General features: G+C 64.2%; 24 protein-coding genes. 9 read left to right on the plus strand and 15 right to left on the minus strand.

All coding sequences use genetic code 11. The annotated features are described in order from the left end of the window. Positions 1-22: 22 nt before the first annotated feature. Complete coding sequence (locus RFM41_RS05440; protein WP_320246459.1) at positions 23-1,156, minus strand: site-specific DNA-methyltransferase; 1,134 nt, start codon at positions 1,154-1,156, stop codon at positions 23-25. Positions 1,157-1,328: 172 nt separating this feature from the next. Here RFM41_RS05440 and RFM41_RS05445 point away from each other — a divergent pair, with 172 nt between their 5' ends. Continuing rightward, positions 1,329-2,018, plus strand: a complete 690-nt coding sequence (locus tag RFM41_RS05445) for an HAD family hydrolase (RefSeq protein ID WP_320246458.1) — start codon at positions 1,329-1,331, stop codon at positions 2,016-2,018. Positions 2,019-2,034: 16 nt separating this feature from the next. On the opposite strand, the gene RFM41_RS05450 is transcribed toward RFM41_RS05445, so the two are convergent. Continuing rightward, positions 2,035-2,496: a cupin domain-containing protein gene (locus RFM41_RS05450; protein ID WP_320246457.1), complete on the minus strand. Its 462-nt coding sequence runs from the start codon at positions 2,494-2,496 to the stop codon at positions 2,035-2,037. A 109-nt stretch (positions 2,497-2,605) separates the two neighbouring features. On the opposite strand from RFM41_RS05450, the gene RFM41_RS05455 reads away from it, so the two are divergent. Continuing rightward, the gene (locus RFM41_RS05455; RefSeq protein ID WP_320246456.1) at positions 2,606-4,168 is read left to right on the plus strand and encodes a winged helix-turn-helix domain-containing tetratricopeptide repeat protein; all 1,563 of its coding nucleotides are present in this window, start codon (positions 2,606-2,608) and stop codon (positions 4,166-4,168) included. Positions 4,169-4,228: 60 nt separating this feature from the next. Here the strand turns inward: RFM41_RS05455 and RFM41_RS05460 are convergent, their stop codons facing one another. Then, complete coding sequence (locus RFM41_RS05460; RefSeq protein WP_320246455.1) at positions 4,229-4,978, minus strand: hypothetical protein; 750 nt, start codon at positions 4,976-4,978, stop codon at positions 4,229-4,231. A gap of 128 nt (positions 4,979-5,106) precedes the next feature. On the opposite strand from RFM41_RS05460, the gene thrC reads away from it, so the two are divergent. The 4 genes from thrC to RFM41_RS05480 all read left to right on the plus strand — a co-directional run bounded on the left by thrC (position 5,107) and on the right by RFM41_RS05480 (position 11,417). Beyond that, on the plus strand, positions 5,107-6,504 hold the full coding sequence (gene thrC / locus RFM41_RS05465) for a threonine synthase (protein WP_320246454.1): 1,398 nt from the start codon (positions 5,107-5,109) through the stop codon (positions 6,502-6,504). Positions 6,505-6,518: 14 nt separating this feature from the next. Continuing rightward, a complete protein-coding gene (locus RFM41_RS05470; RefSeq protein ID WP_320246453.1) occupies positions 6,519-7,811 on the plus strand; it encodes a M16 family metallopeptidase in 1,293 nt (430 codons plus the stop codon). A 118-nt stretch (positions 7,812-7,929) separates the two neighbouring features. Continuing rightward, positions 7,930-8,526 (plus strand): GNAT family N-acetyltransferase, encoded by a 597-nt coding sequence (locus RFM41_RS05475; protein ID WP_140806743.1) that lies wholly within the window; start codon positions 7,930-7,932, stop codon positions 8,524-8,526. Between the two features lie 44 nt (positions 8,527-8,570). Further along, entirely contained in the window at positions 8,571-11,417 is a 2,847-nt protein-coding gene (locus tag RFM41_RS05480) for an EAL domain-containing protein (RefSeq protein ID WP_430691507.1), read from the plus strand. A gap of 228 nt (positions 11,418-11,645) precedes the next feature. On the opposite strand, the gene RFM41_RS05485 is transcribed toward RFM41_RS05480, so the two are convergent. Beyond that, entirely contained in the window at positions 11,646-12,254 is a 609-nt protein-coding gene (locus tag RFM41_RS05485; protein WP_112095931.1) for a YqgE/AlgH family protein, read from the minus strand. A gap of 126 nt (positions 12,255-12,380) precedes the next feature. Between RFM41_RS05485 and RFM41_RS05490 the strand changes: the two genes are divergently transcribed. From RFM41_RS05490 to RFM41_RS05500, 3 genes are all read left to right on the plus strand, one after another. Next, positions 12,381-13,187: a protein-disulfide reductase DsbD domain-containing protein gene (locus RFM41_RS05490; protein ID WP_320246451.1), complete on the plus strand. Its 807-nt coding sequence runs from the start codon at positions 12,381-12,383 to the stop codon at positions 13,185-13,187. Between the two features lie 197 nt (positions 13,188-13,384). Beyond that, positions 13,385-13,867, plus strand: a complete 483-nt coding sequence (locus RFM41_RS05495) for a peroxiredoxin (protein WP_320246450.1) — start codon at positions 13,385-13,387, stop codon at positions 13,865-13,867. Continuing rightward, positions 13,867-14,343 (plus strand): DUF2938 domain-containing protein, encoded by a 477-nt coding sequence (locus tag RFM41_RS05500; protein WP_320246449.1) that lies wholly within the window; start codon positions 13,867-13,869, stop codon positions 14,341-14,343. Before RFM41_RS05495 ends, RFM41_RS05500 begins: the two co-directional genes overlap by 1 nt. Before the next feature lie 3 nt (positions 14,344-14,346). On the opposite strand, the gene RFM41_RS05505 is transcribed toward RFM41_RS05500, so the two are convergent. From RFM41_RS05505 to RFM41_RS05555, 11 genes are all read right to left on the minus strand, one after another. Next, positions 14,347-14,889, minus strand: coding sequence for a histidine phosphatase family protein (locus RFM41_RS05505; protein ID WP_320246448.1), 543 nt, complete (start codon positions 14,887-14,889; stop codon positions 14,347-14,349). A 93-nt stretch (positions 14,890-14,982) separates the two neighbouring features. Then, positions 14,983-15,528: a ribonuclease HI gene (rnhA, locus tag RFM41_RS05510; protein ID WP_320246447.1), complete on the minus strand. Its 546-nt coding sequence runs from the start codon at positions 15,526-15,528 to the stop codon at positions 14,983-14,985. After that, a complete protein-coding gene (locus tag RFM41_RS05515; RefSeq protein ID WP_320246446.1) occupies positions 15,525-16,487 on the minus strand; it encodes a homoserine kinase in 963 nt (320 codons plus the stop codon). The genes rnhA and RFM41_RS05515 overlap by 4 nt, the downstream gene beginning before the upstream one ends. Before the next feature lie 6 nt (positions 16,488-16,493). Then, on the minus strand, positions 16,494-17,498 hold the full coding sequence (gene ispH, locus RFM41_RS05520; protein ID WP_320246445.1) for a 4-hydroxy-3-methylbut-2-enyl diphosphate reductase: 1,005 nt from the start codon (positions 17,496-17,498) through the stop codon (positions 16,494-16,496). A 78-nt stretch (positions 17,499-17,576) separates the two neighbouring features. Then, entirely contained in the window at positions 17,577-18,332 is a 756-nt protein-coding gene (locus RFM41_RS05525) for an SURF1 family protein (RefSeq protein WP_320246444.1), read from the minus strand. Beyond that, the gene (locus tag RFM41_RS05530) at positions 18,329-18,715 is read right to left on the minus strand and encodes a DUF983 domain-containing protein (RefSeq protein ID WP_320246443.1); all 387 of its coding nucleotides are present in this window, start codon (positions 18,713-18,715) and stop codon (positions 18,329-18,331) included. The genes RFM41_RS05525 and RFM41_RS05530 overlap by 4 nt, the downstream gene beginning before the upstream one ends. After that, the gene (locus RFM41_RS05535) at positions 18,712-19,218 is read right to left on the minus strand and encodes a L,D-transpeptidase family protein (protein WP_320246442.1); all 507 of its coding nucleotides are present in this window, start codon (positions 19,216-19,218) and stop codon (positions 18,712-18,714) included. Before RFM41_RS05535 ends, RFM41_RS05530 begins: the two co-directional genes overlap by 4 nt. Before the next feature lie 127 nt (positions 19,219-19,345). Then, positions 19,346-20,227 carry a cytochrome c oxidase subunit 3 gene (locus RFM41_RS05540; RefSeq protein ID WP_320246441.1) on the minus strand — a complete coding sequence of 294 codons (882 nt, stop codon included), beginning with the start codon at positions 20,225-20,227 and terminating at the stop codon, positions 19,346-19,348. A gap of 1 nt (position 20,228) precedes the next feature. After that, positions 20,229-20,861: a cytochrome c oxidase assembly protein gene (locus RFM41_RS05545; RefSeq protein ID WP_320246440.1), complete on the minus strand. Its 633-nt coding sequence runs from the start codon at positions 20,859-20,861 to the stop codon at positions 20,229-20,231. Further along, the gene (locus RFM41_RS05550) at positions 20,861-21,052 is read right to left on the minus strand and encodes a cytochrome c oxidase system small membrane protein (protein ID WP_320246439.1); all 192 of its coding nucleotides are present in this window, start codon (positions 21,050-21,052) and stop codon (positions 20,861-20,863) included. The genes RFM41_RS05545 and RFM41_RS05550 overlap by 1 nt, the downstream gene beginning before the upstream one ends. Then, on the minus strand, positions 21,049-21,993 hold the full coding sequence (locus RFM41_RS05555) for a heme o synthase (protein WP_320246438.1): 945 nt from the start codon (positions 21,991-21,993) through the stop codon (positions 21,049-21,051). Before RFM41_RS05555 ends, RFM41_RS05550 begins: the two co-directional genes overlap by 4 nt. Positions 21,994-22,067 lie beyond the last annotated feature (74 nt).

The following is a 22,067-nucleotide window of genomic DNA, read 5'->3' on the forward strand; positions in this document are numbered from 1 at the left end:
GGCGATCCGTTGAAGTGTCGATTCAGCCCCCTGCCCGCTCCATGCCGAGGCGGGCGATGCGGCGCAACTCGTCGATCGGGGTCAAGCCGCCGCTGCGCTCATAGTGCCAGAAGGTCCAGCCGTTGCAGGCGTCCAGCCCCTGCACCTCGGCGCCGATCTTGTGGATCGAGCCGGCGCTGTCGCCGATCGCCAGCGTGCCGTCGGCTCGGACCTTGGCCGCCCAGCGCTTCTTGGCGTCGTAAAGCGTGGCGCCCGGCGCCACAAGGCCGTTGTCGATCAGGCTGATGAAGGCGACGCGCGGTTCGGCGCGCTTGCCGGAAAGCACGGTGAGATCGGCGTTTTCCAGCGGGCGCACCGCGGCGATGCGCTCATTAGCGGCGTCGATATAGGCCTGCTCGCGCTCGATCCCGACGAAGTGGCGACCGAGGCGCTTGGCGACGGCGCCGGTGGTGCCGGAGCCAAAGAAGGGATCGAGCACGACGTCACCCGGCTTGGTCGAAGCCATCATGATGCGGGCCAGCAGCGCCTCCGGCTTCTGCGTCGGATGCAGCTTGTTGCCGTTCTCGTCCTTCAACCGCTCGCCGCCGGTGCAGATCGGGAACAGCCAGTCGGAGCGCATCTGCAGATCGTCATTCGACGCCTTCAGCGCCTCGTAATTGAAGGTGTAGCCCTTGGCCTTCTGGTCGCGCGAGGCCCAGATCATCGTCTCATGCGCATTCTGGAAGCGGCGGCCGCGGAAATTCGGCATCGGGTTGGTCTTGCGCCAGACGATGTCGTTGAGGATCCAGAAGCCGAGATCCTGCATGCGGGCGCCGACGCGGAAGATGTTGTGATAGGAGCCGATGACCCAGATCGTGCCGCTGGGCTTCAAGACGCGACGCGCCGCGAGCAGCCAGGCGCGGGTGAAGGCGTCATAGGCCTCGAAACTCTCGAACTGGTCCCAGTCGTCGTCGACGGCGTCGACCTTGGACTGGTCGGGCCGGTGCAGGTCGCCGTCGAGTTGGAGATTGTAGGGTGGGTCGGCAAAGATGATGTCGACCGACTTTTCCGGCAGCCTGTCGAGGGCGGCTACGCAATCGCCCTTCAGGATCGTGTCCAGCCATTCGGACTGCTGGGGAGCGTGGGAAAGCTCGTCGAGAAGACGCACGGCAGACATCGAAACACCCAAAAGAACGCGTTACGGTTTACTGGCTGTTATGGTTACCGATCAGCGTAAACATTCGGTGAAGGCCTGCCGCCTGGCCGCCGAAGTTTGCGAAGGCCGGCCCGTTGGTGTATGCCGCGCCGCTTGAGCCATTCAGGCCCTCCCCCAACGTTTCCGGATTGCCATGCCCCAGCCAGATCTTGTCATTTTCGATTGCGATGGCGTGCTCGTCGATTCCGAAATCATCGCCGCGCGTGTCGAGGCCGAGCTGCTGACCTCGGCCGGCTTCGAGATTTCGGCCGAGGAGTTGGCGGAAACCTATGCCGGGCTGACCTTCAAGGACATCATGCTGCGGGTCGAGGAGAAGTCCGAGATCCCGTTCCAGGCCTCGCTGATCGACCGCGCCGAGGAGCTGGTCGACCGCAAGCTGCGCGCGGATGTGCGCATCATCGACGGTGCCCGCGAGGCGGTCGCCGCCGTCACCGCGCCGCGCGCCGTCTGCTCCAACTCGCGCACCGAGCGGGTCGAATTCATGCTGGAGAAGGTGCGGCTGCTGCCGTTCTTCGCCGGCCGCATCTTTTCGGGCCTGGATATCCCCAGCAAGAAGACCAAGCCGGCGCCGGACGTGTTCCTCTACGCCGCCGAAAAGCTCGGTGCCAATCCGAAGAACACGTTCGTCATCGAGGATTCCGTGCATGGCATCACCGGCGCAAGGGCGGCCGGCATGCGCGTCATCGGCTTCACCGGCGCCGGGCACAGCTATCCGGGCCACGCCGATGCGCTGACCGAGGCCGGCGCCGAGACGGTCATCCGGCGCTGGGCGGAACTCAGCAGCACGATTGCGGCGCTGTCGGAGTGGTCGGAAGACGCCTAGAAGGCCGAGGACGCGTCTATGCGCGCGTCGTCAGCGTCGACAACTGGTCGGTGTCGTAGCGGTTTCGCAGATCGGCAAGCGCTTTCGGATCCGGCGCACCCTGCGCCGCGAGCTCGGCAAGCTTTTCGAAATAATGCTCATGGCCGGGCGGAGAGACGGTCATCAGGACGCGCGCCGGCTTCTCGCTGACATTGGTGATGTTGTGCGGCACTCCCGGCGGGATGAACAGGAAAGTTCCGGGCGTTGCCCGGATCGTCCTGTCGCCGACATGCCATTCACACTCGCCCTCGAGCAGGTAGAAGGTCTCCTCCTGCACCCGGTGAACATGCCGCCCGGTGGCGAACTCCGGCGGGATGATCCAGTCGAACATGCTCGTATGCCTGGTGTTTTCGTCGGTGACCAGGAAAGCCATGGGGTGACCACGCAGCATGATGCCCTTCCTCTCGTCGGGCATGCGGATGACGGCATCAGCGCTCATATGATCCTCCTCTGACAGGGCGCTTGTTTCTGGCAAGCATTCGCGCAACATCGGCCGGTCACGCCGGAAAGTCGTGAATTCGTTGCCAAAAATTTGCTAAAAGACTCCAATGACAGTCAGGGGCGAGGTCTACCGCTTTGGCTCTTTTCACCTCGATCCGGAGGTGGGCATTCTCTTTTACGGCGCCGAGCCGACCATGCTCGGGCAGCGCGCCGTCGCGCTGCTGCGGCTGCTGATCCAGAATGCGGGCCAACCCGTGTCGAAGGACGCGCTGGTTGACGCCGGTTGGGGCGGATCGGCGGTTGCCGACAACAATCTGACGGTTCAGATCGCAGCCTTGCGCCGCACACTGGCCGACGCGGCGGATGTCGCGAACTGGATCGAAACATTGCCGCGGCGTGGCTACCGCTATGTCGGACCGGCCGTCGCCACCAATGTTGCCGATGCCTCGGCCGCCAACCGCGCCGCGTCGGCGCCGAGCTTGCCGGAGAAGCCCTCCGTCGCGGTCCTGCCGTTCTCGAATTTGAGCGGCGATCCGCAGCAAGAGTATTTTGCCGATGGGATGGTGGACGACATCATCACGGGCCTGGCACGCATCAAATGGCTGTTCGTCATCGCGCGAAACTCGACCTTCAGCTACAAGGGTCGCGCCGTCGACGTGAAGCAGGTCGGCCGCGAGCTTGGCGTTCGCTATGTGCTCGAAGGCAGCGTGCGCAAGGCCGGCGGTAGCGTGCGGGTCACCACGCAGATGATCGATGCCTCGACCGGCGCGCATGTCTGGGCCGAGCGCTACGATCGCAGCTCCGAAGACATTTTCGCGCTTCAAGACGAGATCGCGCTGGCAGCGGTGGGCGCGATTGCGCCGAGCGTGCGGAAAGCCGAAATCGAACGTGTCAGGCGCAAGCGCCCTGACAGTCTCGACGCCTATGACCTCGTGCTGCAGGCCCAGCCTGACGTGGACTCCGGCATGCCGGAACAAGTGACCAGGGCGCTGGGGCTTCTGGAGCGCGCGATCGCGCTCGAACCGGCCTATGCGCTGGCGCATGGCAATGCCGCGATGTGCCATCATTGCCTGTTCCTTCGCGCGGGCCTGCAGGAGATCAACCGCGCGTCTTCGATCCGCCACGCTCGGGCTGCCCTTGTCCATGGACAGGATGATGCGCTCGCCCTGACATGGGCGGCCTTTTCCATCGGGATGGATGCGCATGATCGGGCCGCTGCGTTCGCGGCATTGGAAGCCGCCCTCGCCATCAGCCCGTCATCGGCGCTGACCTACATCCTTGGCAGCGTCATGCTCGGATGGAGCGGCGAAGCGGAACGCGCCATAGAATGGAGCGAGCAAGGTATCCGGCTGAGCCCGTTCGATTCCTGGGCCTGGGCCGCATTCGACGCCCAGGCGATGAGCCATTTGCTGCGCGGCCGTTACGATGAAGCTTGCCGGGCGGCCTACAAGTCGGTCCAAACCAATCCGGCGCATAGCATCACTTATGTGCAGTTGTCCGCCGCGCTGGCCAAGCTTGGCCGGTTAGACGAAGCAAAGGCGGCGGCCGCTCGCGTGATCGAGCTGCAGCCGGCCTTTCGCTACAGCCGCCAGTTTGCAGGCGTGAATTGCGCGCCCGCGCTCGCGGAGGTTCTTGGCAGCGCGCTACGGGCAGCCGGATTGCCTGAATAGACGACGAACCGCGTGTGTTTCGTTGGCAAGCGATACGCCGTCGTTGTTTCCTGGCCTTGCTCAGTTCGTAGCGGCGGCGTGCTTTCTCTTCTTCTTGCCTTTCGGCTTGTCCGCCGAGGCGGCCGGCGTGTTCTCGTCATAGCCGGCATAGGCCTGGTAGTCGCGCGCGGTCGGCTCCGGCACCACGACATTGTTGTCGACGAAGACGAACTGGGTGGCGGCCGAGGGGTCGGTCACCTGCACCTGGTACGGATGCAATTGCGAGTAAAGCACCTCGTCGCCGTGCTGGACCGCGATGCGGATCGGCATGGTGACGGTGCCGGGCGCGAACATCGGCCCCGGCACGACCTTGCCGGCGACGGCTATCTTCATCGACATCTGACCGTTGGCATGGGTGCAATCGCGCGTCACGTCGGTGATGGAGGCCTGATAGATGATCTTGGACGGATCGTGGGCGGGGTCGATCGGCTGGCCGTTGGGGCCGGTCTGCGCGGCCGCGGCGGCTGCCTCGGCCTCGGCTTGCGTCGCGGGATCAAGCTTCTTTTTCTTGGGCTTCGCCGTTGCGCCCTTGGCATAGGTGTTGAAATAGGCGGTGCCGTCGCGCAGCGTCACTTTCGGGCAATAGGCGCGCAACTGGCTGGCAAGGATCTTGGGATCCTGCGGCGGCGGCGGCGCAGTCGGATCGCTCTTCTTGCCGAAACCGAGGTCCAGGATACCATTGTCGCCCGATTGGCAGCCGGCGGCGGCGAGCATAAAGCCGGTGAGCGCCAGACCCGCGACAAGACGACGGTTGACCGAATAAAACGCCATGAAACTGCACTTCCCTCTCACAAAGCCGGTGACGTATAGCAACCGCGCGGCAAAAATGCGACTGAGCCGGCTCGGAAAATTAACCAATTGCCGTGGATGACGCGACCGGCAGCAATGGGCCTTTGACGATGCAATATGTGAGTACCCGCGGGGAAGCGCCCGCGCTTGGATTTTCAGACGCGGTGCTGGCCGGCCTGGCGCGCGACGGCGGGCTTTACGTGCCGCGCGAATGGCCGCAGTTCTCCGCCGCCGACATCCGCGCCATGCGCGGGCTTGCCTATCCGGACCTTGCCATCCGCGTGCTGACGCCCTTCCTCGGCGGCGAGATCGCGGCGCCCGTCTTCGAGCGGCTGGTGCGCGAGGCCTATGCGACGTTCCGGCATGAGGCCGTCTGCCCGCTGGTGCAGACCGGCAAAAACACCTTCATCCTGGAGCTGTTCCACGGCCCGACTCTGGCCTTCAAGGACGTGGCGATGCAGTTGCTGGCGCGGCTGATGGACCATGTGCTTGCCGAACGGGGCAAACGCGCCACCATCGTCGGCGCGACCTCGGGCGACACCGGCGGCGCTGCGATCGACGCCTTCGCCGGCCGCGACCGCACCGATATCTTCATCCTTTTCCCCAACGGCAAGGTCTCGCCGGTGCAGCAGCGCCAGATGACGACATCTTCGGCCGCCAACGTCCATGCGCTGTCGGTCGAGGGCAATTTCGACGACTGCCAGGGCCTGGTGAAGGACATGTTCAACGACCATGCCTTTCGCGACCGTGTGTCGCTGTCGGGCGTCAATTCGATCAACTGGGCCCGCATCATGGCCCAGATCGTCTATTATTTCTCCTCGGCCCTGTCGCTCGGCGCGCCCGACCGGCCGGTCTCCTTCACCGTGCCGACCGGCAATTTCGGCGATATCTTCGCCGGTTACGCCGCCAAGCGCATGGGCCTGCCGATCGAGCGACTGATCATCGCCACCAATGACAACGACATCCTGGCGCGAACGCTTGCCACCGGCGAATACCGCACCAAGGGCGTGTTCGCCACGACCTCGCCGTCGATGGACATCCAGGTGTCGTCGAATTTCGAGCGGCTGCTCTTCGAGGCCGCGGGCCGCGATGCCGAGACGGTCAGGCGCTACATGAACGGGCTGAAGCAGTCGGGCGCCTTCACCATCGAGGAAGGCGGGCTCAAGCGCATCCGCGCCGAATTCGACGCCGGCCGCGCCACTGTCGAAGAGGTCGCCGCCACCATCCGCGCGACGCTCGAGGCGAGCAATTACCTGCTCGATCCGCATACGGCCGCCGCCGTGCATGTCGCCGCCTCCCATGCCTCCGGTCCGGTGCCCATGGTGGTGCTCGGCACCGCGCATCCGGCGAAATTCCCGGCGGCTGTCGAGGCAGCGAGCGGCGTCACCCCTGCCCTGCCCGCATGGCTAGGTGGCTTGATGACAGCCGACGAAAAATACACGATACTTCCATCCGACTTGAAAATGGTGGAAGATTACGTGAACCGCCACTCGCGGGCGGCGCGTTAGGGAGTATTTGCCATATGGGTGTTGAGGTAAGCCGTCTGTCGAACGGCCTGACAGTCGCCACCGAAACCCTTCCAAGCATCGAATCGGTTGCCCTAGGGGCCTGGGTCAAGTCAGGCGCCCGCAACGAGCGCGACGAAGAGCATGGCATGGCCCATCTGCTCGAGCACATGGCGTTCAAGGGCACCAAGCGCCGCAGCGCCTTCGAGATCGCCTCGGAAATCGAGAATGTCGGCGGCGAGATCAACGCCGCCACCAGCGTCGAGACGACCTCCTACTACGCCAGGGTGCTTTCCGACGACGTGCCGCTGGCGGTCGACATCCTGGCCGACATCCTGCAGGAGTCCGAATTCGATCCAGACGAGCTGGAGCGCGAGCAGCATGTGATCCTGCAGGAGATCGGCGCCGCGCACGACACGCCCGACGACATCGTCTTCGATCGCTTTACCGAAACCGCCTTCCGCCACCAGACCATCGGCCGCTCGATCCTGGGCACGCCGGAGACGGTCAAATCCTTCACTTCCAAGCAGTTGCACGACTTCATCGAGCGGCAATATGACGCCGAAAGGATGGTCATCGTGGCGGCCGGCGACATCAAGCACGACAATTTCGTGCGCGAGGTCGAAAAGCAGCTCGGCGGGTTCCGCGCCAAGGCGGCGGGCAACATCCCGCAATATGCGCAATATGTCGGTGGCGACTTCCGCGAGGACCGCGACCTGATGGATGCGCAGATCGTGCTCGGTTTCGAGGGCCGCGCCTATCATGTGCGCGATTTCTACGCCTCGCAGGTGCTGTCGATGATCCTGGGCGGCGGCATGTCGTCGAGGCTGTTCCAGGAGGTGCGCGAGAAGCGCGGCCTCTGCTACTCGGTCTATGCCTTCCACTGGGGTTTTTCCGACACCGGCATTTTCGGCGTGCATGCCGCGACCGGCCAGAGCGACATCGCCAAGCTGGTGCCGGTCATCATCGACGAACTGCAGAAGGCCGGCGAGAGCATCCAGCAGGAAGAGCTCGACCGGGCGCGCGCGCAATATCGCGCCGGCCTGATCATGTCGGCCGAAAGCCCGGCCAGCCGCGCCTCGCAGATCGCCAGGCAGCTGCTTCTGTTCGGACGGCCAATCGCCAAGGAGGAACTGATGGAGCGGCTTTCGGCGCTGACCGTCGACCGGCTGACCGACCTCTCCTCGCGGCTGTTCTCGACCAAGCCGACGCTCACCGCGGTCGGCCCCGTGGGCACGCTAGCGCCCTACGAGGCGATCCTCGAATCGCTTGCGGGTCCGCAGACGACGGCCCGCCGGCTCGCCGTCTGACCCTAGGCAGGTTCCGCAAAAGTGTCCCACGGTTTTGCGATCAAAACCTGCGAAAAGCTAGGGAATCCAGGCAGATATTCGTGGGGCATCCCACGAATATCCAATTAGGACAAGCGCCGTGTTCGCGCTCCCTTTCTTTCGCCGTGACCTGCCGGCACTGAGAGGCGAAAAGGTCACGCTGCGCGTGCCGCTCACCAACGACTACCGCGAATGGGCGGCGGTGCGCGGCGAAAGCCGCGCCTTCCTCGAACCCTGGGAGCCGCGCTGGCAGCCGGACGAGCTCGACCGCACTGCCTGGCGCCTGCGCATCAGTCGTTACCGCGAGGACTATGCGCAAGGCACTGCCATAGCCTTCTTCATCTTCGAAAAATCGAGCGGCAAGCTCGCCGGCGGCATCACGCTCGGCAACATCCGCCACGGCGTCGCGCAGAGCGGCCATATCGGCTACTGGATCGGCGAACGCTTCGGCGGCCGCGGCCTGATGACCGAGGCGGTCAAGCTGGTGTCGCGCTTCGCCTTCGATACGCTCAGGTTGCACCGGATCGAAGCTGCCTGTATTCCCGAAAACGCCCGGTCGATCCGCGTGCTTGAAAAAGCCGGATTCCGGCGCGAAGGACTTCTGCGATCCTATCTCAGGATCAACGGCATCTGGCAGGATCACTACCTCTACGCCCGGATCGCGGACGATCCGCCGGGCGATGGAACGAAGGGCTAAATGTGACGAATTCTCCGCGATTAGCGTCGCTGTTCGCCCTCATCATGACGGTCGTCGTCACGCTTTTTTCAGCCATGCCGGCCTTCGCCGTCGAGCCGATCAAGATCGCGCGCGACGACAAGGCGCTGGACCTCTCCGGCGCGGTGGAGATCTACCGGAACCAGGGCGAGAATTTCCAGGTCTCGACGGCGCCCGGCCCCGACGGCATCGTGCGGCGCATCGAGGTGGAAGCCAATGACGCGCGCTCGAGCGGCGACTGGGCGGTGTTCGCGCTCGCCAACACCACCGACCAGCAGCTCGACCGGCTGATCGTCGCCCCGCATTTCCGCCTGGTGAATTCCGGCATCTTCTGGCCCGACCTCGGCTCGACGCGCATCGCCGCGATCACGCCCAGCGAAGGCTTCGCGCTCGACCGCCAGACAAGCCCGGACGCCGACGTGTTCCGGGTGACGCTGAACCCCGGAACTGTGGTGACCTTCATCGCCGAGCTCGCCTCGCCGAAGCTGCCGCAGGTCTATCTCTGGGCGCCGGATTCCTACAAGGATTCGGTCAATTCCTACACGCTGTTCCGCGGCATCGTCATCGGCATCTCGGGCCTTCTGGCGCTGTTCCTGACGATCCTCTTCGTGGTCAAGGGAACCTCGATGTTCCCCGCGACGGCAGCGCTCGCCTGGGCGGTTCTGGCCTATATCTGCGTCGACTTCGGCTTCCTCAACAAGATCATCGCGATATCGCCTGGCAACGAGCAGATATGGCGGGCCGGCACGGAGGTGGCGCTTGCCGGAACCTTCGTGGTGTTCCTGTTCGCCTATCTCAATCTCAACCGGTGGCATGGCCATTTCAGCTACGGCGCGCTGGTCTGGATCCTCGGCCTGCTCTTGATCGCGGGCGTGGCCATCGTCGATCCGGCGGTCGCCGCGGGCATTGCCCGCATCTCCTTCGCCGCCACCGCGCTCACCGGCCTCGGCCTCATCATCTTCCTCGGGATTCGCGGCTATGACCGCGCGATCATGCTGGTGCCGAGCTGGGTCATGGTGCTGCTCTGGCTATGCGGGTCGTGGATGGCGATCACCGGCATGCTGGACAACGACATTGCCCAGCCGGCGCTGGGCGGCGGGCTGATCCTGATCATCCTCTTGATTGGCTTCACCGTCATGCAGCATGCCTTTGCCGGCGGCGCGCTGCACCAGGGCCTGTTCTCCGACCTCGAGCGGCAGGCGCTGGCCGTCGCGGGCTCGGGCGACATCGTCTGGGACTGGGACGTGCTGCGCGACCGCGTCGTGACCAAGCCGGACATCAGCCTGCAGCTCGGCCTTGCGCCCAACAGCCTTGGCGGTGCTGCCCGCAACTGGCTGCCGGTGCTGCATGCCGACGACCGCGACACCTTCCGCACCACGCTCGACGTGGTGCTGGAGCACCGCCGCGGCAAGGTGGCGCAGAATTTCCGCCTGCGCGGCGCCGACGGCCACTACCACTGGTTCTCGCTGCGCGCCCGCCCGGTGATCGGCTCCGACGGCGAGGTGATCCGCTGCGTCGGCACCATGGTCGACGTCACCGAGCAGAAGAAATCCGAGGAAAGGCTGCTGCACGACGCCGTGCACGACAATCTGACCGGGCTGCCGAACCGCGAATTGTTCATGAACCGGCTGGAGGCGATCATCTCGATCGCCCGCACCGAGGACAAGGTCCGGCCGACGGTCTTCATCATCGACATCGATCGGTTCAAGCAGGTCAATGACGGTCTCGGCATTTCCGCCGGCGATACCATTCTTCTCACCGTCGCGCGCCGGCTGCACCGGCTGCTGAAGCCGAAGGATTCGCTATCGCGCTTTGCCGGCGACCAGTTCGCGCTGATGCTGCTTTCGGAACAGGACCCTGCCCGCATCGCGGCAATGGCCGACGCCATCAAGCACGCGATCAACAATCCGATCACCTTCGCCAAGCGCGAGATCGTGCTGACCGCCTCGATCGGCCTGATCACCTGGACGACGGCGCAGACCTCGGCCGAGGACATGGTCAAGGACGCCGAGCTTGCCATGCACCAGGCCAAGCGCTTCGGCGGCGACAGGATCGAGCCGTTCCGCCCGGCTTTCCGCACCGTCGGCACCGACCGGCTGCAGTTCGAATCCGACCTTCGCCGCGCCATCGAGCGGCGCGAGTTCACGCTTGCGTATCAACCGATCGTGCGGCTGGAGGACGGCAGCGTCGCCGGCTTTGAGGCGCTGCTGAGATGGGACCATCCACGCCGCGGCATGATCCCGCCGGGGGACTTCATCCCGGTGGCCGAGAATTGCGGACTGATCGTGCAGCTCGGCTTGTTCGCCATGCAGCAGGCGGCCGAGGACCTGGCTGCCTGGCAGAAGCAGATCGGCGACGCGCCGCTGTCGATCTCCGTCAATTTGTCGAGCCGCCAGCTCATCCGCCGCGACCTTGTCAGCGACGTCCGCTCGGTGATCGCGCGCGCCAATCTGAAGCCGCGCTGCTTCCGGCTGGAGCTCACCGAATCCCTGGTGATGGACAATCCCGAGCAGACCGCGCATGTGCTGACCAAGCTGAAGCAGCTCGGCATCGGGCTGTCGCTCGACGATTTCGGCACCGGCTATTCCTCGCTCTCCTACCTGACGCGCTTCCCCTTCGACACGATCAAGATCGACAAGAGTTTCGTCGACGACACGACGCCGAAACGCGCCGTGCTGCTCAAATCCATGGTCAACATGGCGCATGAGCTCGGACTTTCGGTCGTGGCGGAAGGCATCTCGGACGAAAGCGACGCGCTGGAGCTGCGCCAGATGGGCTGCGAATATGTCCAGAGCTTCATGTTCGGCGCGCCGATGCCCGGCGACCAGGTGCTGAAGACGCTGAGGGAGCAGTATCCGCTGACCCAGGCTTAGAGGCCGTTTGGAAACTCTACTCCTGCGGCCATCTGGCGGCGCTTTCTGCGCTTCCGGCCTTCGCCGGCCGAAGCATCCATGAAATGAGAGTGGTGTGATTGCTATGGCTATGGCCGGCGTAGGCCGGTGCTCACGTGCGTTAAGCACGCTCCGCTCCGGTTCTCGAAATCACTACCATATGACTCGCATGAGCGAGTTTCGAAACGGCCTCTGCGTCTGCTCGATAGGCTACGCGTGCCCCGCGGCGGCGCTGAGATGAGCCAGGTCGATGCCGATCGAGGCGAGGATACGGTCGTATTTGCGCTCGATATCGGTATCGAACAAAAGCTCGGGCGTCGCTGGACAGGTGAGCCAGCCGTTCTCGGCAATCTCGGTTTCGAGCTGGCCGGCGCCCCAGCCGGAATAGCCGAGCGCCATCAACGCATGGCGCGGGCCGCGGCCGGTCGAGATGGCGCGCAGGATATCGACGGTTGCGGTCAGGCAGATGTCGTCGGAGACGTTGAGCGAGGATTCGACGCGATAGTCGCCGGAATGCAGCACGAAGCCGCGGCTGCGGTCGACCGGCCCGCCATTGCGCACCACGAAATCGCGCGTATGCGCCGGTAGGCGGATCGCTTCCTGCTCGTTCATGATGCCGAGTTGCACGAGCAGGTCCGGAAACAGCATCTGCTGCGTCTGGTTGATGATGAGCCCCATCGCGCCTTCGTCGCTATGAGCGCAGATGTAGATGACGGAGCGCGCGAAACGGTCATCCTTCATGCCAGGCATGGCAATCAGGAACTGGTCGTCGAGGAAGCCGCGGCCGGCGGCCGCCTTCTTGTGGCGCAGCAAGTCCATGGCTTGAGCGTAACGCGTTTCGGCAGCGCCGAAAAGATGGTGACGGTCCCCGATGTCACGCAAATATGATACCGGGAGAGCGACGAAGTCATTGCGCGGCCAAGAACGGACGGTCAAATCACCGCCATGCGATACATGAAAATACTGGTTCTCGGCGTCGTTTTCGGGTGGGCTGCGAGCCTCCCGGCCGAGGCTTCCTCCTCGGTCTGGTACAACAGTGAAGGCGGCAAGGTTCGACTGGTGACCACCGGCAAGCCCGACGAGGCCGGCAAGATCCATGGCGTGCTCGACATCGCGTTGAAGCCAGGCTGGAAGACCTATTGGCGCGATCCGGGCGACGCCGGCGTGCCGCCGCAGCTCGACATATCCGGCAGCACCAACATCGCCGACGCGCAATTGTCGTTCCCGCCACCGCAGCGGCATGACGACGGCTACGGCAAATGGGCGGGGTACGACCGCCCGGTGTCGCTGCCGGTGACCTTCACACTGTCTTCGCCCGGCCAGCCGGCGACGATCGACGCCCATGTCTTCCTCGGCATCTGCGAGACGATCTGCATTCCGGTGCAGACCCGGCTCAGCGTCGACCCTGGCTCCGATCCGGATAACGCGACCGACGCCGCACTAGTGAAAATCGCGCTCGCTACGCTACCCTCCCCGGCCCGGTCCGATTTCGGGATCAGCGTGCTGCCCGGCGACCACGAAACCCTTGTCGTCCAGGCGCAGTCGCCCGGCGATCCGGAATCCGTCGATTTCTTCATCGCCGGCGAGCGCGACTACATGTTCGGCGCGCCGGTGCGTAGCCAGAAGGACGGCAAGCTCGTCTTCACCGTGCCGATCCTCGACCGGCCGTCGGCGACGCCGACCGATGGCGGGCTGTATTACACTCTGACCAGCGCAGACGGCTCGGTCGACGGGTTGCTGCCTTTTCCTTGATCCAGCGATCGGTTCTGAGCCGCAATTCCGGACGGAAAACCGCCTCACACTTTTCCTGGAATTGCTCTTTGAGCCGCAATTCCGGACGGAAAACCGCTACGCACTTTTCCTGGACTTGTTGTGAGAGGTTGCTGGCCGCCGCGCAGTCCGATATCGAAGGCGTCGGTCCTTCCCATCTCCCGCAAACGAGGCTCCCCATGACCATTTCGGTTGGCGAAAAACTGCCCGACGTGACCTTCAAGACGATGACCGCTGATGGCGCGAAGGATATAAAGGGCAAAGAGATCTTCGCTGGAAAGAAGGTGGTGTTGTTCGGCGTCCCCGGCGCCTTCACGCCGACCTGCAGCAACAACCATCTGCCGGGCTATCTGGAAAACCATGACGCCATCCTGGCCCGCGGCGTCGACACGATCGCCGTCGTCTCGGTCAACGACGTGCATGTCATGGGCGCCTGGGCGCGCTTCTCGGGCGGCGAAGGCAAGATCCTCTATCTCGCCGATGGCAGCGGTGATTTCGCCAAGGCCGTGGGGCTCGACAACGATCTTTCCGCGGCCGGCATGGGCCTGCGCTCCAAGCGCTTTTCGATGATCGTCGACGACGGCAAGGTCACCGCGCTCAATGTCGAGACCAAGCCTGGCGTCAACGAGAGCGGCGCGGCCAAGATCCTCGAGCAGCTCTGATGCTCGACATCGTCTGGCGCGCGGTGGCGATCGGCATCGGCGCCACGGTGTTCATGGATATCTGGGCGATCATCCTCAACAAGGTGATCGGCCAGCCCTTGCCCAATTGGGGCTTGGTCGGACGCTGGGTCCGGCATCTGCCGGAGCGGGTCTTTCACGACGATATCGGCAAGGCCACGCCCTATGCGCATGAAAAGGCGCTGGGCTGGGCCTTCCACTATCTGGTCGGCATCCTCTACGGCGTGATCCTGGTGGCGCTCGCTGGCGCGGGCTGGCTGGCGGCGCCGACCTTCCTGCCGGCCTTCATCCTCGGCATCGTCACCGTTGGGGCAGGCTGGTTCCTGCTGGCGCCTGGCATGGGCGCAGGCTGGGCGGCATCCAAGCTCCCCAACCCGACGAAGGTACGCGCGCTCAACCTCGTGGCGCACACGGTGTTCGCGCTTGGCATGTTCTCGACGGCGCTGCTGATCCGCTGACGATCAAATGCCGTGATGTTGCGCCCGATCATCGATCGGCCGCCAGCCGTGAAGGACGCGGCGCGCCTCAATGTCATAGGCGAAGTGGTTGCCGCCGCCCGCCGGCTGATCCGCGACACGACTGATTTCCCGCCCATTGAGATGGAGGAGCAACAGCGTGCCGACGCCGCCATGGCCAATGAAAGCGACGTTCCTGGCGTCATTGGCGGCGAGCGCGGCTTCGACCTCGCCCACAATGCGGCTCTGCGCATCAATGGCCCGTTCCCATCCGCGGATGCTGTCGTACGGCCTGGTGAAGAACTGGTCGGCAACCGCCTCGAATTCCGGCGGCGGCAGGAAGCCGGTTGCCGAGCGGTCGTTCTCATGCATCCGCTCCCTTATCTCGACCGTCAGATAAAGGTGGTCCGCCAGGATTTCCGCGGTTTCGATCGCCTTGCGTTCAGCGGACGAGACTACACGCCGGATCGAGCCGATCCAGGGCTGGCCGAGCATGGCAACGGCCCTCGCCCGTCCGATGTCGGACAGGCCCCATTCAGGCACGGGCACGTTGGCGTCGATGCGGACCTGCGGATGAGTGATGTAATAGCGATCGGCACGGCATGCATTCTCCGGTCAGAGCGCGGGCCCGGTTACCGAAAATCAATAGCTCTGGGTCGAGCGTCGTGCCCTCGGGATTGCCGGCCGCTTCGTGTGCGCAGCCGGCTTCGGCGCTGTTGCAGGCTTCGGCGCCGCGGACACGGCCGATCCTTTCTTGAACGGCGCCATACCTTGCCGAGCCAGTTCGTCGGCGCGCTCGTTCTCCGGGTGGCCGGCATGGCCCTTCACCCAGTGCCAGGTGACCTTGTGGCGCCGGTTGGCCTCATCGAGCGCCTGCCAGAGCTCGCCATTCTTGACCGGCTTCCTGTCGCCGGTCTTCCAGCCGTTCTTCTTCCAGCCATGAATCCATTTGGAGATGCCGTCCATGACGTATTTGCTGTCGGTATAGAGGTCGACACTGCAAGGCTCCTTCAACGCATTGAGCGCGGTGATGGCGGCCAGCAGCTCCATGCGGTTGTTGGTGGTCTCGGCCTCGCCGCCGGACAGCTCCTTGGTGACGCCGTTGTAACGCAACACCGCGCCCCAGCCGCCCGGCCCCGGATTGCCAGAGCAGGCGCCGTCGGTGAATATCTCGATCTCTTTGTTCATGTCAGTCCGTATTCGGATGGCGACTTGATGGCGCGGTGGAAGCGCATGCGGCGGATATATTCTGCCGGATCGCGCTTCATCACCAGCCCGCCATCGGGAATGGTCAGCCAGTCATAGAGGCGGGTCAGCATGAAGCGCAGCGCCGAGCCGCGCGCCAACATCGGCAGCGCCGCTCTCTCATCGCCAGAGAGCGGCCGCACCGACTGGTAGCCGGAAAGCAGCGCCGCACCCTTGGTCAGATTGAAGGAAAAATCCTTCTCGAAGCACCAGGCGTTGAGGCAAGTGGCGACATCATAGGCGTAGAGGTCGTCACAGGCGAAATAGAAGTCGATCAGCCCGGACAGCTTCTCGCCGAGGAAGAAGACATTGTCCGGGAACAGGTCGGCGTGGATGATGCCTTGCGGCAGGGTGGTCGGCCAGTTGCGCTCGAAATCGGCGAAGTCGGCATCGACCTCGGCCGCCAGGCCCGGCTCGACCTCGTCGGCGCGGTCGCGCGAGGCGTCCCATAGCTTGCGCCAGCCCTCGATGGCGAGCGCGTTCGGCCGTCTCATCTGAAAATCCTGGCCGGCGATATGGAGGCTGGCCAGCGCCTTGCCGACCTCACCGCAATGCGCGGCGGTCGGGCGCCTGAGCGACAACCCTTCGAGGAAGGTGATGATGACGGCAGGCCGGCCGGCCAGCGTGCCGATGACGGTGCCGTCATGCGCGGTCACCGGCAGCGGGCAGGAAATGCCTTTCCTCGCGAGATGGCCCATCAGGCCGAGAAAGAACGGCAGGTCTGCCTTGTCGACGCGCTTCTCGTAGAGCGTCAGGATGTAGGAGCCGGTCGAGGCATGGACCAGGAAGTTGGAATTCTCAGTGCCTTCGGCGATGCCCTTGTAAGAGAGCAGCTCACCCACCGGATAGGCTTTGAGGAACGCGGTCAGCTCGCCTTCGTTGACGTCGGTGTAGACGGCCATGCGGTTTCACGCCGCTCCATTGACGAAGGCCATGTCGGCCGCCGTCAGTTCGACATCGCGCAAAACCCGCATCACCGGAAAATCCTCCGTTTCCGTGGCCGTGATGGCCAGATCGATGGTGACGTCGAAACGCTGCCGGAACGCATCGATGATCTCATCGACGATGATCTCCGGCGCCGAGGCGCCGGCCGACAGGCCGAGCGTCCTGATTCCGGCGATCTCATCCCACGGAATTTCGGCGGCGCGCTGCACGAGAAGCGACATCGTGGCGCCCGCGCGCTCCGCCACTTCGACAAGGCGACGCGAGTTCGACGAGTTGGGAGCGCCGACGATGAGGAAAAGATCGGCGCCCGCCGCGGTCTCCTTCACCGCTTCCTGGCGGTTGGTGGTGGCATAGCAGATCGATTCGGCCGCGGCCGCGTGCAGTTCGGGAAACCGCTCCTGGAGCGCCCGGATGATGCCGGCGGTGTCCTCGACCGACAAGGTCGTCTGGGTGACGAAGCCCAGCGCCGAGGCGTCGACCGGCACGAAGCGCGCCGCATCAGCCTCGGTCTCGATCAGCGTCACGGCGCCTTCCGGCAACTGGCCCATCGTGCCGATCACTTCCGGGTGCCCGGCGTGACCGATCAGGAGCACATGGCGGCCGAGCCGCTGGTGGCGCATCGCCTGCTTGTGCACCTTGGAGACGAGCGGGCATGTGGCGTCGAGATAGAAGAGGTTGCGCGCCTCGGCATCCGCCGGCACCGATTTCGGCACGCCGTGCGCGGAAAAGACCACCGGCGACTGGCGGTGCTCCGGCGGAATCTCGGACAGTTCCTCGATGAAGACGGCGCCGAGGCTCTGCAGCCCTTCGACGACGTAACGGTTGTGCACGATCTCGTGGCGGACATAGACCGGCGCGCCGTATTTCTTCAGCGCCAGCACGACGATCTGGATGGCGCGGTCGACGCCGGCGCAGAAGCCGCGCGGCTGGCAGAGCCTGATCGTCAGTGGTGGCTTTTTATCTGTCATGAATGCAAGGCCGGTTCAGTCGAAAATCCTCTGGCGAAATGAGGTGCGCACCCCTGCCCTGTCAAGAGCGGCCCGGCCTCAGCCTTCTTTCGTCGGGCGGCGCAGCCTCAGGATCAGCATGGCGGCAAGGGCGGCCGCCAACCCGTACCAGGTGACGGCATATTGCAGGTGGTTGTTCGGCAGGTCGATGATGGTGACGCCACCGACCGGCAGGCCGCCGGGGTTCGGCGTCTTGTCGGCATCGATGAAGAACGGCACCAGCACAAAGCCAGCAGGCAGGCCGGCGGTAGCCGCCATGACGTCGCGGTCCTTCCAGTAGAAGATGTTCTTGGCGACATCATTGTCGGGAAGCATCATCGACGGTTTTCCCGGCAGCGGATTGCGGGCAAGCCCGGTCACCGTCACCTTGCCTGCGACCTCGCCCTTTTGGCGCTTGGCCGGATCCTTGAGGTCGTAAGGGACGAAGCCGCGGTTGACGAGCACGAAGCGGCCGTCCTCGAGTTGCAGGGGCGTGTAGACGTTGAAGCCGCTGTCGCCTTCCCAGGTCGAAAAGAAGTGCCGCTCAGCCTGGTGCAGGAAAGTGCCGGTCACCGTCACCGGGGTGTAGTCGACATCGTGGGAAGCGGCGAACTCCCTCTCGACGTCTGCCAGCGGCAAGGGCGCGGAATGCGTGCGCTTGTCGATGGTAGCGAGCAGGCCTTCCTTCCAGTGCAGGCGCTGGACCTGCCAGGTGCCAAGTCCGATCAGGACGGCGAACAGGACAAGGCCGAGACCGATGAGCAACGCCGAGCGCGGCCGCGAACGGCCGGCCACCGAGCCTGTCGTTCCGTTCATTCGTGGGATTCCAGCCTGCCCTCGGAGGCCTTCTTCGAATATTGCAAGGTGATCAGCACGCCCTTGATGAGGCGCAGCGCCGTCAGGCAGAGCACCAGCGCCAGCGGTATCCACAGGATAAAGTGCAGCCAGAGCGGCGGGTTGAACGTCACCTCCATCCACAGCGCGAGGCCGACGACGATGAAGCCAATGATCAGGATGACGAACACCGCCGGTCCGTCGCCGGCATCGGCGAAGGAATAGTCGAGCCCGCAATTGTAGCAGCGCTTGCCGACGGTAAGGAAACTGGAGAACAGCTTGCCCTCGCCGCAGCGCGGGCAGCGGCCATGCAGGCCAGCCGAGATCGGATCGATGGGTGGCCAGATCGCCTTATCTTCGTTCATTGCCTGATCTCGATCGGTGTGCCGTCGGCCACCATTGTCCAGATTTCATCCATATCCGCGTTCGTAACCGCAATACAGCCGTCGGTCCAGTCGACCATTTGAAGCAGCCGGCCAAGCCAGCCGAAACCGTTCGGCTGGCCATGGATCATGATGAAGCCACCTGGATCGACGCCGCGCGCCTTTGCCGCCGCGGTATCGTCGACGTTGGGATAGGAAATGTGGATAGACCTGTGGGCGACGCTGTTGGGATTGCGCCAGTCGAGCACGTAGCGGCCTTCCGGCGTTCGCTCATCGCCTTCCTGGCGCTTGTGGCCGACGGGACGGCCGCCCAGCGCAATGCTGTAGCTGCGCAGGACTTTATCGCCGCTGATCAGCTGCAATTGCCGCCGCGATTTCTCGACCCGCACCAGATCGATCTTTTGCGCAGGAAATATACTTGGTTCGCGCACCGGAGATGTAGCGATCAGATACGCGCAGATGGCCAGGGAAATTCGCGCCCACATGACCTACCGATGGCCGGGCATTGCGCCGAAAAGAAGAAGGCGGCCGCGTCGCCGCGACCGCCTCTCGCATGTTTGCTCCAAGCCAATTCCGACAAACCGCTACGCGCTTTTGCCGGCATTGCCTTAATCAGTGGCCTTCGATCAGCGCGCCGTTCGAGGCCCAGACATAGATGGCGCTGAACAGGAACAGCCAGACCACGTCGACGAAGTGCCAATACCAGGCGGCCGCCTCGAAGCCGAAATGCTGCTTCGGCGTGAAGTCGCCGCGCATCGCGCGCACCAGGCAGACCAGCAGGAAGATGGTGCCGATGATGACGTGGAAGCCGTGGAAGCCAGTCGCCATGAAGAAGGTGGCGCCGTAGATCGAATCCTTGAACGCGAAGGGCGCGTGCATGTACTCGTAGGCCTGCACCATGGTGAACAGCATGCCGAGGCCGACGGTCAGCACCAGGCCGTTGATCAGGCCCTTGCGGTCGCCATGCAGCAGCGCGTGGTGCGCCCAGGTCACCGTCGTGCCCGACAGAAGCAGGATGATGGTGTTGTAGAGCGGCAGGTGGAAGGGATCGAGGACCTCCAAGCCCTTCGGCGGCCAGACGCCGCCGGTGAAGGCGGTGCGGGCGTATTGCGCGGCTTCGCCCGGGAACAGGCTGGCGTCGAAGAAGGCCCAGAACCAGGCGACGAAGAACATCACCTCGGAGGCGATGAACATGATCATGCCGTAGCGCAGGTGCAGCGACACGACGCGCGTGTGATGCCCCTCATGCGCTTCCTTGATGGTGTCCGACCACCAGGCGAACATCGTGTAGAGCACGATGATCATGCCGATGAAGAACAGCCACGGATTGGCGATGTTGTGGCCGAAGACCGGGAAGGTGTCGGCCCTGAGATACCGCATCAGGCAGACGCCGCCGACGGCGGTGACGAGCGCGCCGATCGAACCCAGGAAGGGCCAGGGGCTTGGGTTGACGAGATGGTAGTCGTGTTGTGGTTTTGCGTGCGCGTCTGCCATATCAACCCCCGAGGCTTGCTTCGGAATTGGAAATTTTGTTGGTGTTGCCGCCAGCGGCCGGCGCGGACGACGCAACCGGCTGCTTCTTTTCGACCGGGAACATCGTGTAGGACAAGGTGATGGTCTTCAGGTCCTTGAGTTCCGGCACGTTGACGATGTCTGGATCGACATAGAACACGACCGGCATGTCCAGTGTCTCGCCGGGCTTCAGCGTCGTGTCGGTGAAGCAGAAGCACTCCACCTTGTTGAAATAGGCGCCAGCCATTTCAGGCTGCACGTTGAACGAGGCGCGGCCGGTGATGGGGCGGTCGAACTTGTTGGTGGCGCTGTAATGCGCCTGGGTCGTCGCGCCGATCTTGATCGTCACCGAACGGGCGACGGGCTCGAACTGCCACGGAATGCCGTTGGTGTTGGCGTCGAAGCGGATGGTGATGTCTCGGTCGAGCACGCGGCCGGCATATTGCTTCTCGGCGCGCTGCGTGGTGCCGCCATAGCCGGTGACCTGGCAGAACATCTTGTAGAGCGGCACCGCCGCATAGGCCATGCCGACCATGCCGGTGAAGAAGGCGAGGCAGACGGCGGCGACGATGCCGTTGTTCACCTTGCGAGGCTTGCTGCTGGTCTGGCCGCCCATCAGCCGCCCCCCAACAGGCCGGAGCCGGTGATGCTGGCGCCGGTGTGACCGAAGCGCACGATGGTGGCGGCATAGAAGATGATGACCAGCGCCGCCAGCGCGAAGCCGATGGCGATGGAGCGATTGCGGCGCGCCTTCTGCTGGCGTTCGGTCAGCGTGACCAGCTCGAGTTTCTTGTCGGCCACGGTCATGCTCCCCCCATCATGAGGACGCGCCCGACCACGCAGTCGACGAGATAGGCGGCGAAAATCGCGAAGAGATAGAGCAGCGAATAGCCGAACAGGGCCTTGGCCGGCTTCATCGCGCGGTCGTCGTCGGCCATGGCAAGCACTTTCCAGGCATACCAGACGAAGCCCACGCCGAGGACCGCCGAGACGACGCCATAGCCGGCCGTGGTGTAGCCGAGCGCCCAGGGCAGCACGCCGACCGGCGCCAGGATCAGCGCATAGGCGAAGATCTGCCGGCGGGTCGAGGCCTGTCCGGCGACATTCGGCATCATCGGGATGCCGGCGCGCGCGTAGTCGTCGGACTTGAAGAGCGCCAGCGCCCAGAAGTGCGGCGGCGTCCACAGGAAGATGATGAGGAACAGGATCACGCTTTCGAGGCTGACCGAGCCGGTCACGGCGGCCCAGCCGATCACCGGCGGGATGGCGCCGGCGGCGCCGCCGATGACGATGTTCTGCGGTGTCCAGCGCTTCAGCCACATCGTGTAGATGACGGCGTAGAAGAAGATGGTGAAGGCCAGCAGCGATGCCGACAGCCAGTTGATCAGCACGCCGAGCGTCATTACCGACAGCGCCGACAGCACCAGGCCGAAGCTCAACGCCTCGCCTGGCGTGACGCGGCCGGCCGGCACCGGGCGGCCGGCGGTCCTGGTCATCACGGCATCGATATCGGCGTCGTACCACATGTTGAGCGCGCCCGAGGCGCCGGCGCCGATGGCGATCGCCAGGATGGCGATCATCGCCAGCAGCGGATTGATGGCGACGGGCGCCGCGACTAGGCCGACAAAGGCCGTGAAGACGACCAACGACATGACGCGCGGCTTCAACAGGGCGAAGAAATCGCCCGCGGTCGCTTCCGACATGCGAAAGCCCGCTTCCTCCATCAATCTGTCTTCGGCAAGGGCCATGCGTACTTAAAGTCCGTTATTCCGTTGGCCAAGACCGCCGGACAAGCCGGCGGCCTCGTATGTGTCGGGACGCT

The sequence above is a fragment of the Mesorhizobium vachelliae genome (assembly GCF_033977325.1).
GTDB classification, from domain to species: domain Bacteria; phylum Pseudomonadota; class Alphaproteobacteria; order Rhizobiales; family Rhizobiaceae; genus Mesorhizobium; species Mesorhizobium vachelliae.

Excerpts from the sequence above, each read along its gene's own strand:
- RFM41_RS05440 (WP_320246459.1), bottom strand. The coding sequence starts at position 1,156 with ATGTCTGCCGTGCGTCTTCTCGACGAGCTTTCCCACGCTCCCCAGCAG.
- RFM41_RS05445 (WP_320246458.1), top strand. The coding sequence starts at position 1,329 with ATGCCCCAGCCAGATCTTGTCATTTTCGATTGCGATGGCGTGCTCGTC.
- RFM41_RS05450 (WP_320246457.1), bottom strand. The coding sequence starts at position 2,496 with ATGAGCGCTGATGCCGTCATCCGCATGCCCGACGAGAGGAAGGGCATC.
- RFM41_RS05455 (WP_320246456.1), top strand. The coding sequence starts at position 2,606 with ATGACAGTCAGGGGCGAGGTCTACCGCTTTGGCTCTTTTCACCTCGAT.
- RFM41_RS05460 (WP_320246455.1), bottom strand. The coding sequence starts at position 4,978 with ATGGCGTTTTATTCGGTCAACCGTCGTCTTGTCGCGGGTCTGGCGCTC.
- thrC (WP_320246454.1), top strand. The coding sequence starts at position 5,107 with ATGCAATATGTGAGTACCCGCGGGGAAGCGCCCGCGCTTGGATTTTCA.
- RFM41_RS05470 (WP_320246453.1), top strand. The coding sequence starts at position 6,519 with ATGGGTGTTGAGGTAAGCCGTCTGTCGAACGGCCTGACAGTCGCCACC.
- RFM41_RS05480 (WP_430691507.1), top strand. The coding sequence starts at position 8,571 with ATGACGGTCGTCGTCACGCTTTTTTCAGCCATGCCGGCCTTCGCCGTC.
- RFM41_RS05485 (WP_112095931.1), bottom strand. The coding sequence starts at position 12,254 with ATGGACTTGCTGCGCCACAAGAAGGCGGCCGCCGGCCGCGGCTTCCTC.
- RFM41_RS05490 (WP_320246451.1), top strand. The coding sequence starts at position 12,381 with ATGCGATACATGAAAATACTGGTTCTCGGCGTCGTTTTCGGGTGGGCT.
- RFM41_RS05495 (WP_320246450.1), top strand. The coding sequence starts at position 13,385 with ATGACCATTTCGGTTGGCGAAAAACTGCCCGACGTGACCTTCAAGACG.
- RFM41_RS05500 (WP_320246449.1), top strand. The coding sequence starts at position 13,867 with ATGCTCGACATCGTCTGGCGCGCGGTGGCGATCGGCATCGGCGCCACG.
- rnhA (WP_320246447.1), bottom strand. The coding sequence starts at position 15,528 with ATGAACAAAGAGATCGAGATATTCACCGACGGCGCCTGCTCTGGCAAT.
- RFM41_RS05515 (WP_320246446.1), bottom strand. The coding sequence starts at position 16,487 with ATGGCCGTCTACACCGACGTCAACGAAGGCGAGCTGACCGCGTTCCTC.
- ispH (WP_320246445.1), bottom strand. The coding sequence starts at position 17,498 with ATGACAGATAAAAAGCCACCACTGACGATCAGGCTCTGCCAGCCGCGC.
- RFM41_RS05525 (WP_320246444.1), bottom strand. The coding sequence starts at position 18,332 with ATGAACGGAACGACAGGCTCGGTGGCCGGCCGTTCGCGGCCGCGCTCG.
- RFM41_RS05530 (WP_320246443.1), bottom strand. The coding sequence starts at position 18,715 with ATGAACGAAGATAAGGCGATCTGGCCACCCATCGATCCGATCTCGGCT.
- RFM41_RS05535 (WP_320246442.1), bottom strand. The coding sequence starts at position 19,218 with ATGTGGGCGCGAATTTCCCTGGCCATCTGCGCGTATCTGATCGCTACA.
- RFM41_RS05540 (WP_320246441.1), bottom strand. The coding sequence starts at position 20,227 with ATGGCAGACGCGCACGCAAAACCACAACACGACTACCATCTCGTCAAC.
- RFM41_RS05545 (WP_320246440.1), bottom strand. The coding sequence starts at position 20,861 with ATGGGCGGCCAGACCAGCAGCAAGCCTCGCAAGGTGAACAACGGCATC.
- RFM41_RS05550 (WP_320246439.1), bottom strand. The coding sequence starts at position 21,052 with ATGACCGTGGCCGACAAGAAACTCGAGCTGGTCACGCTGACCGAACGC.
- RFM41_RS05555 (WP_320246438.1), bottom strand. The coding sequence starts at position 21,993 with ATGGCCCTTGCCGAAGACAGATTGATGGAGGAAGCGGGCTTTCGCATG.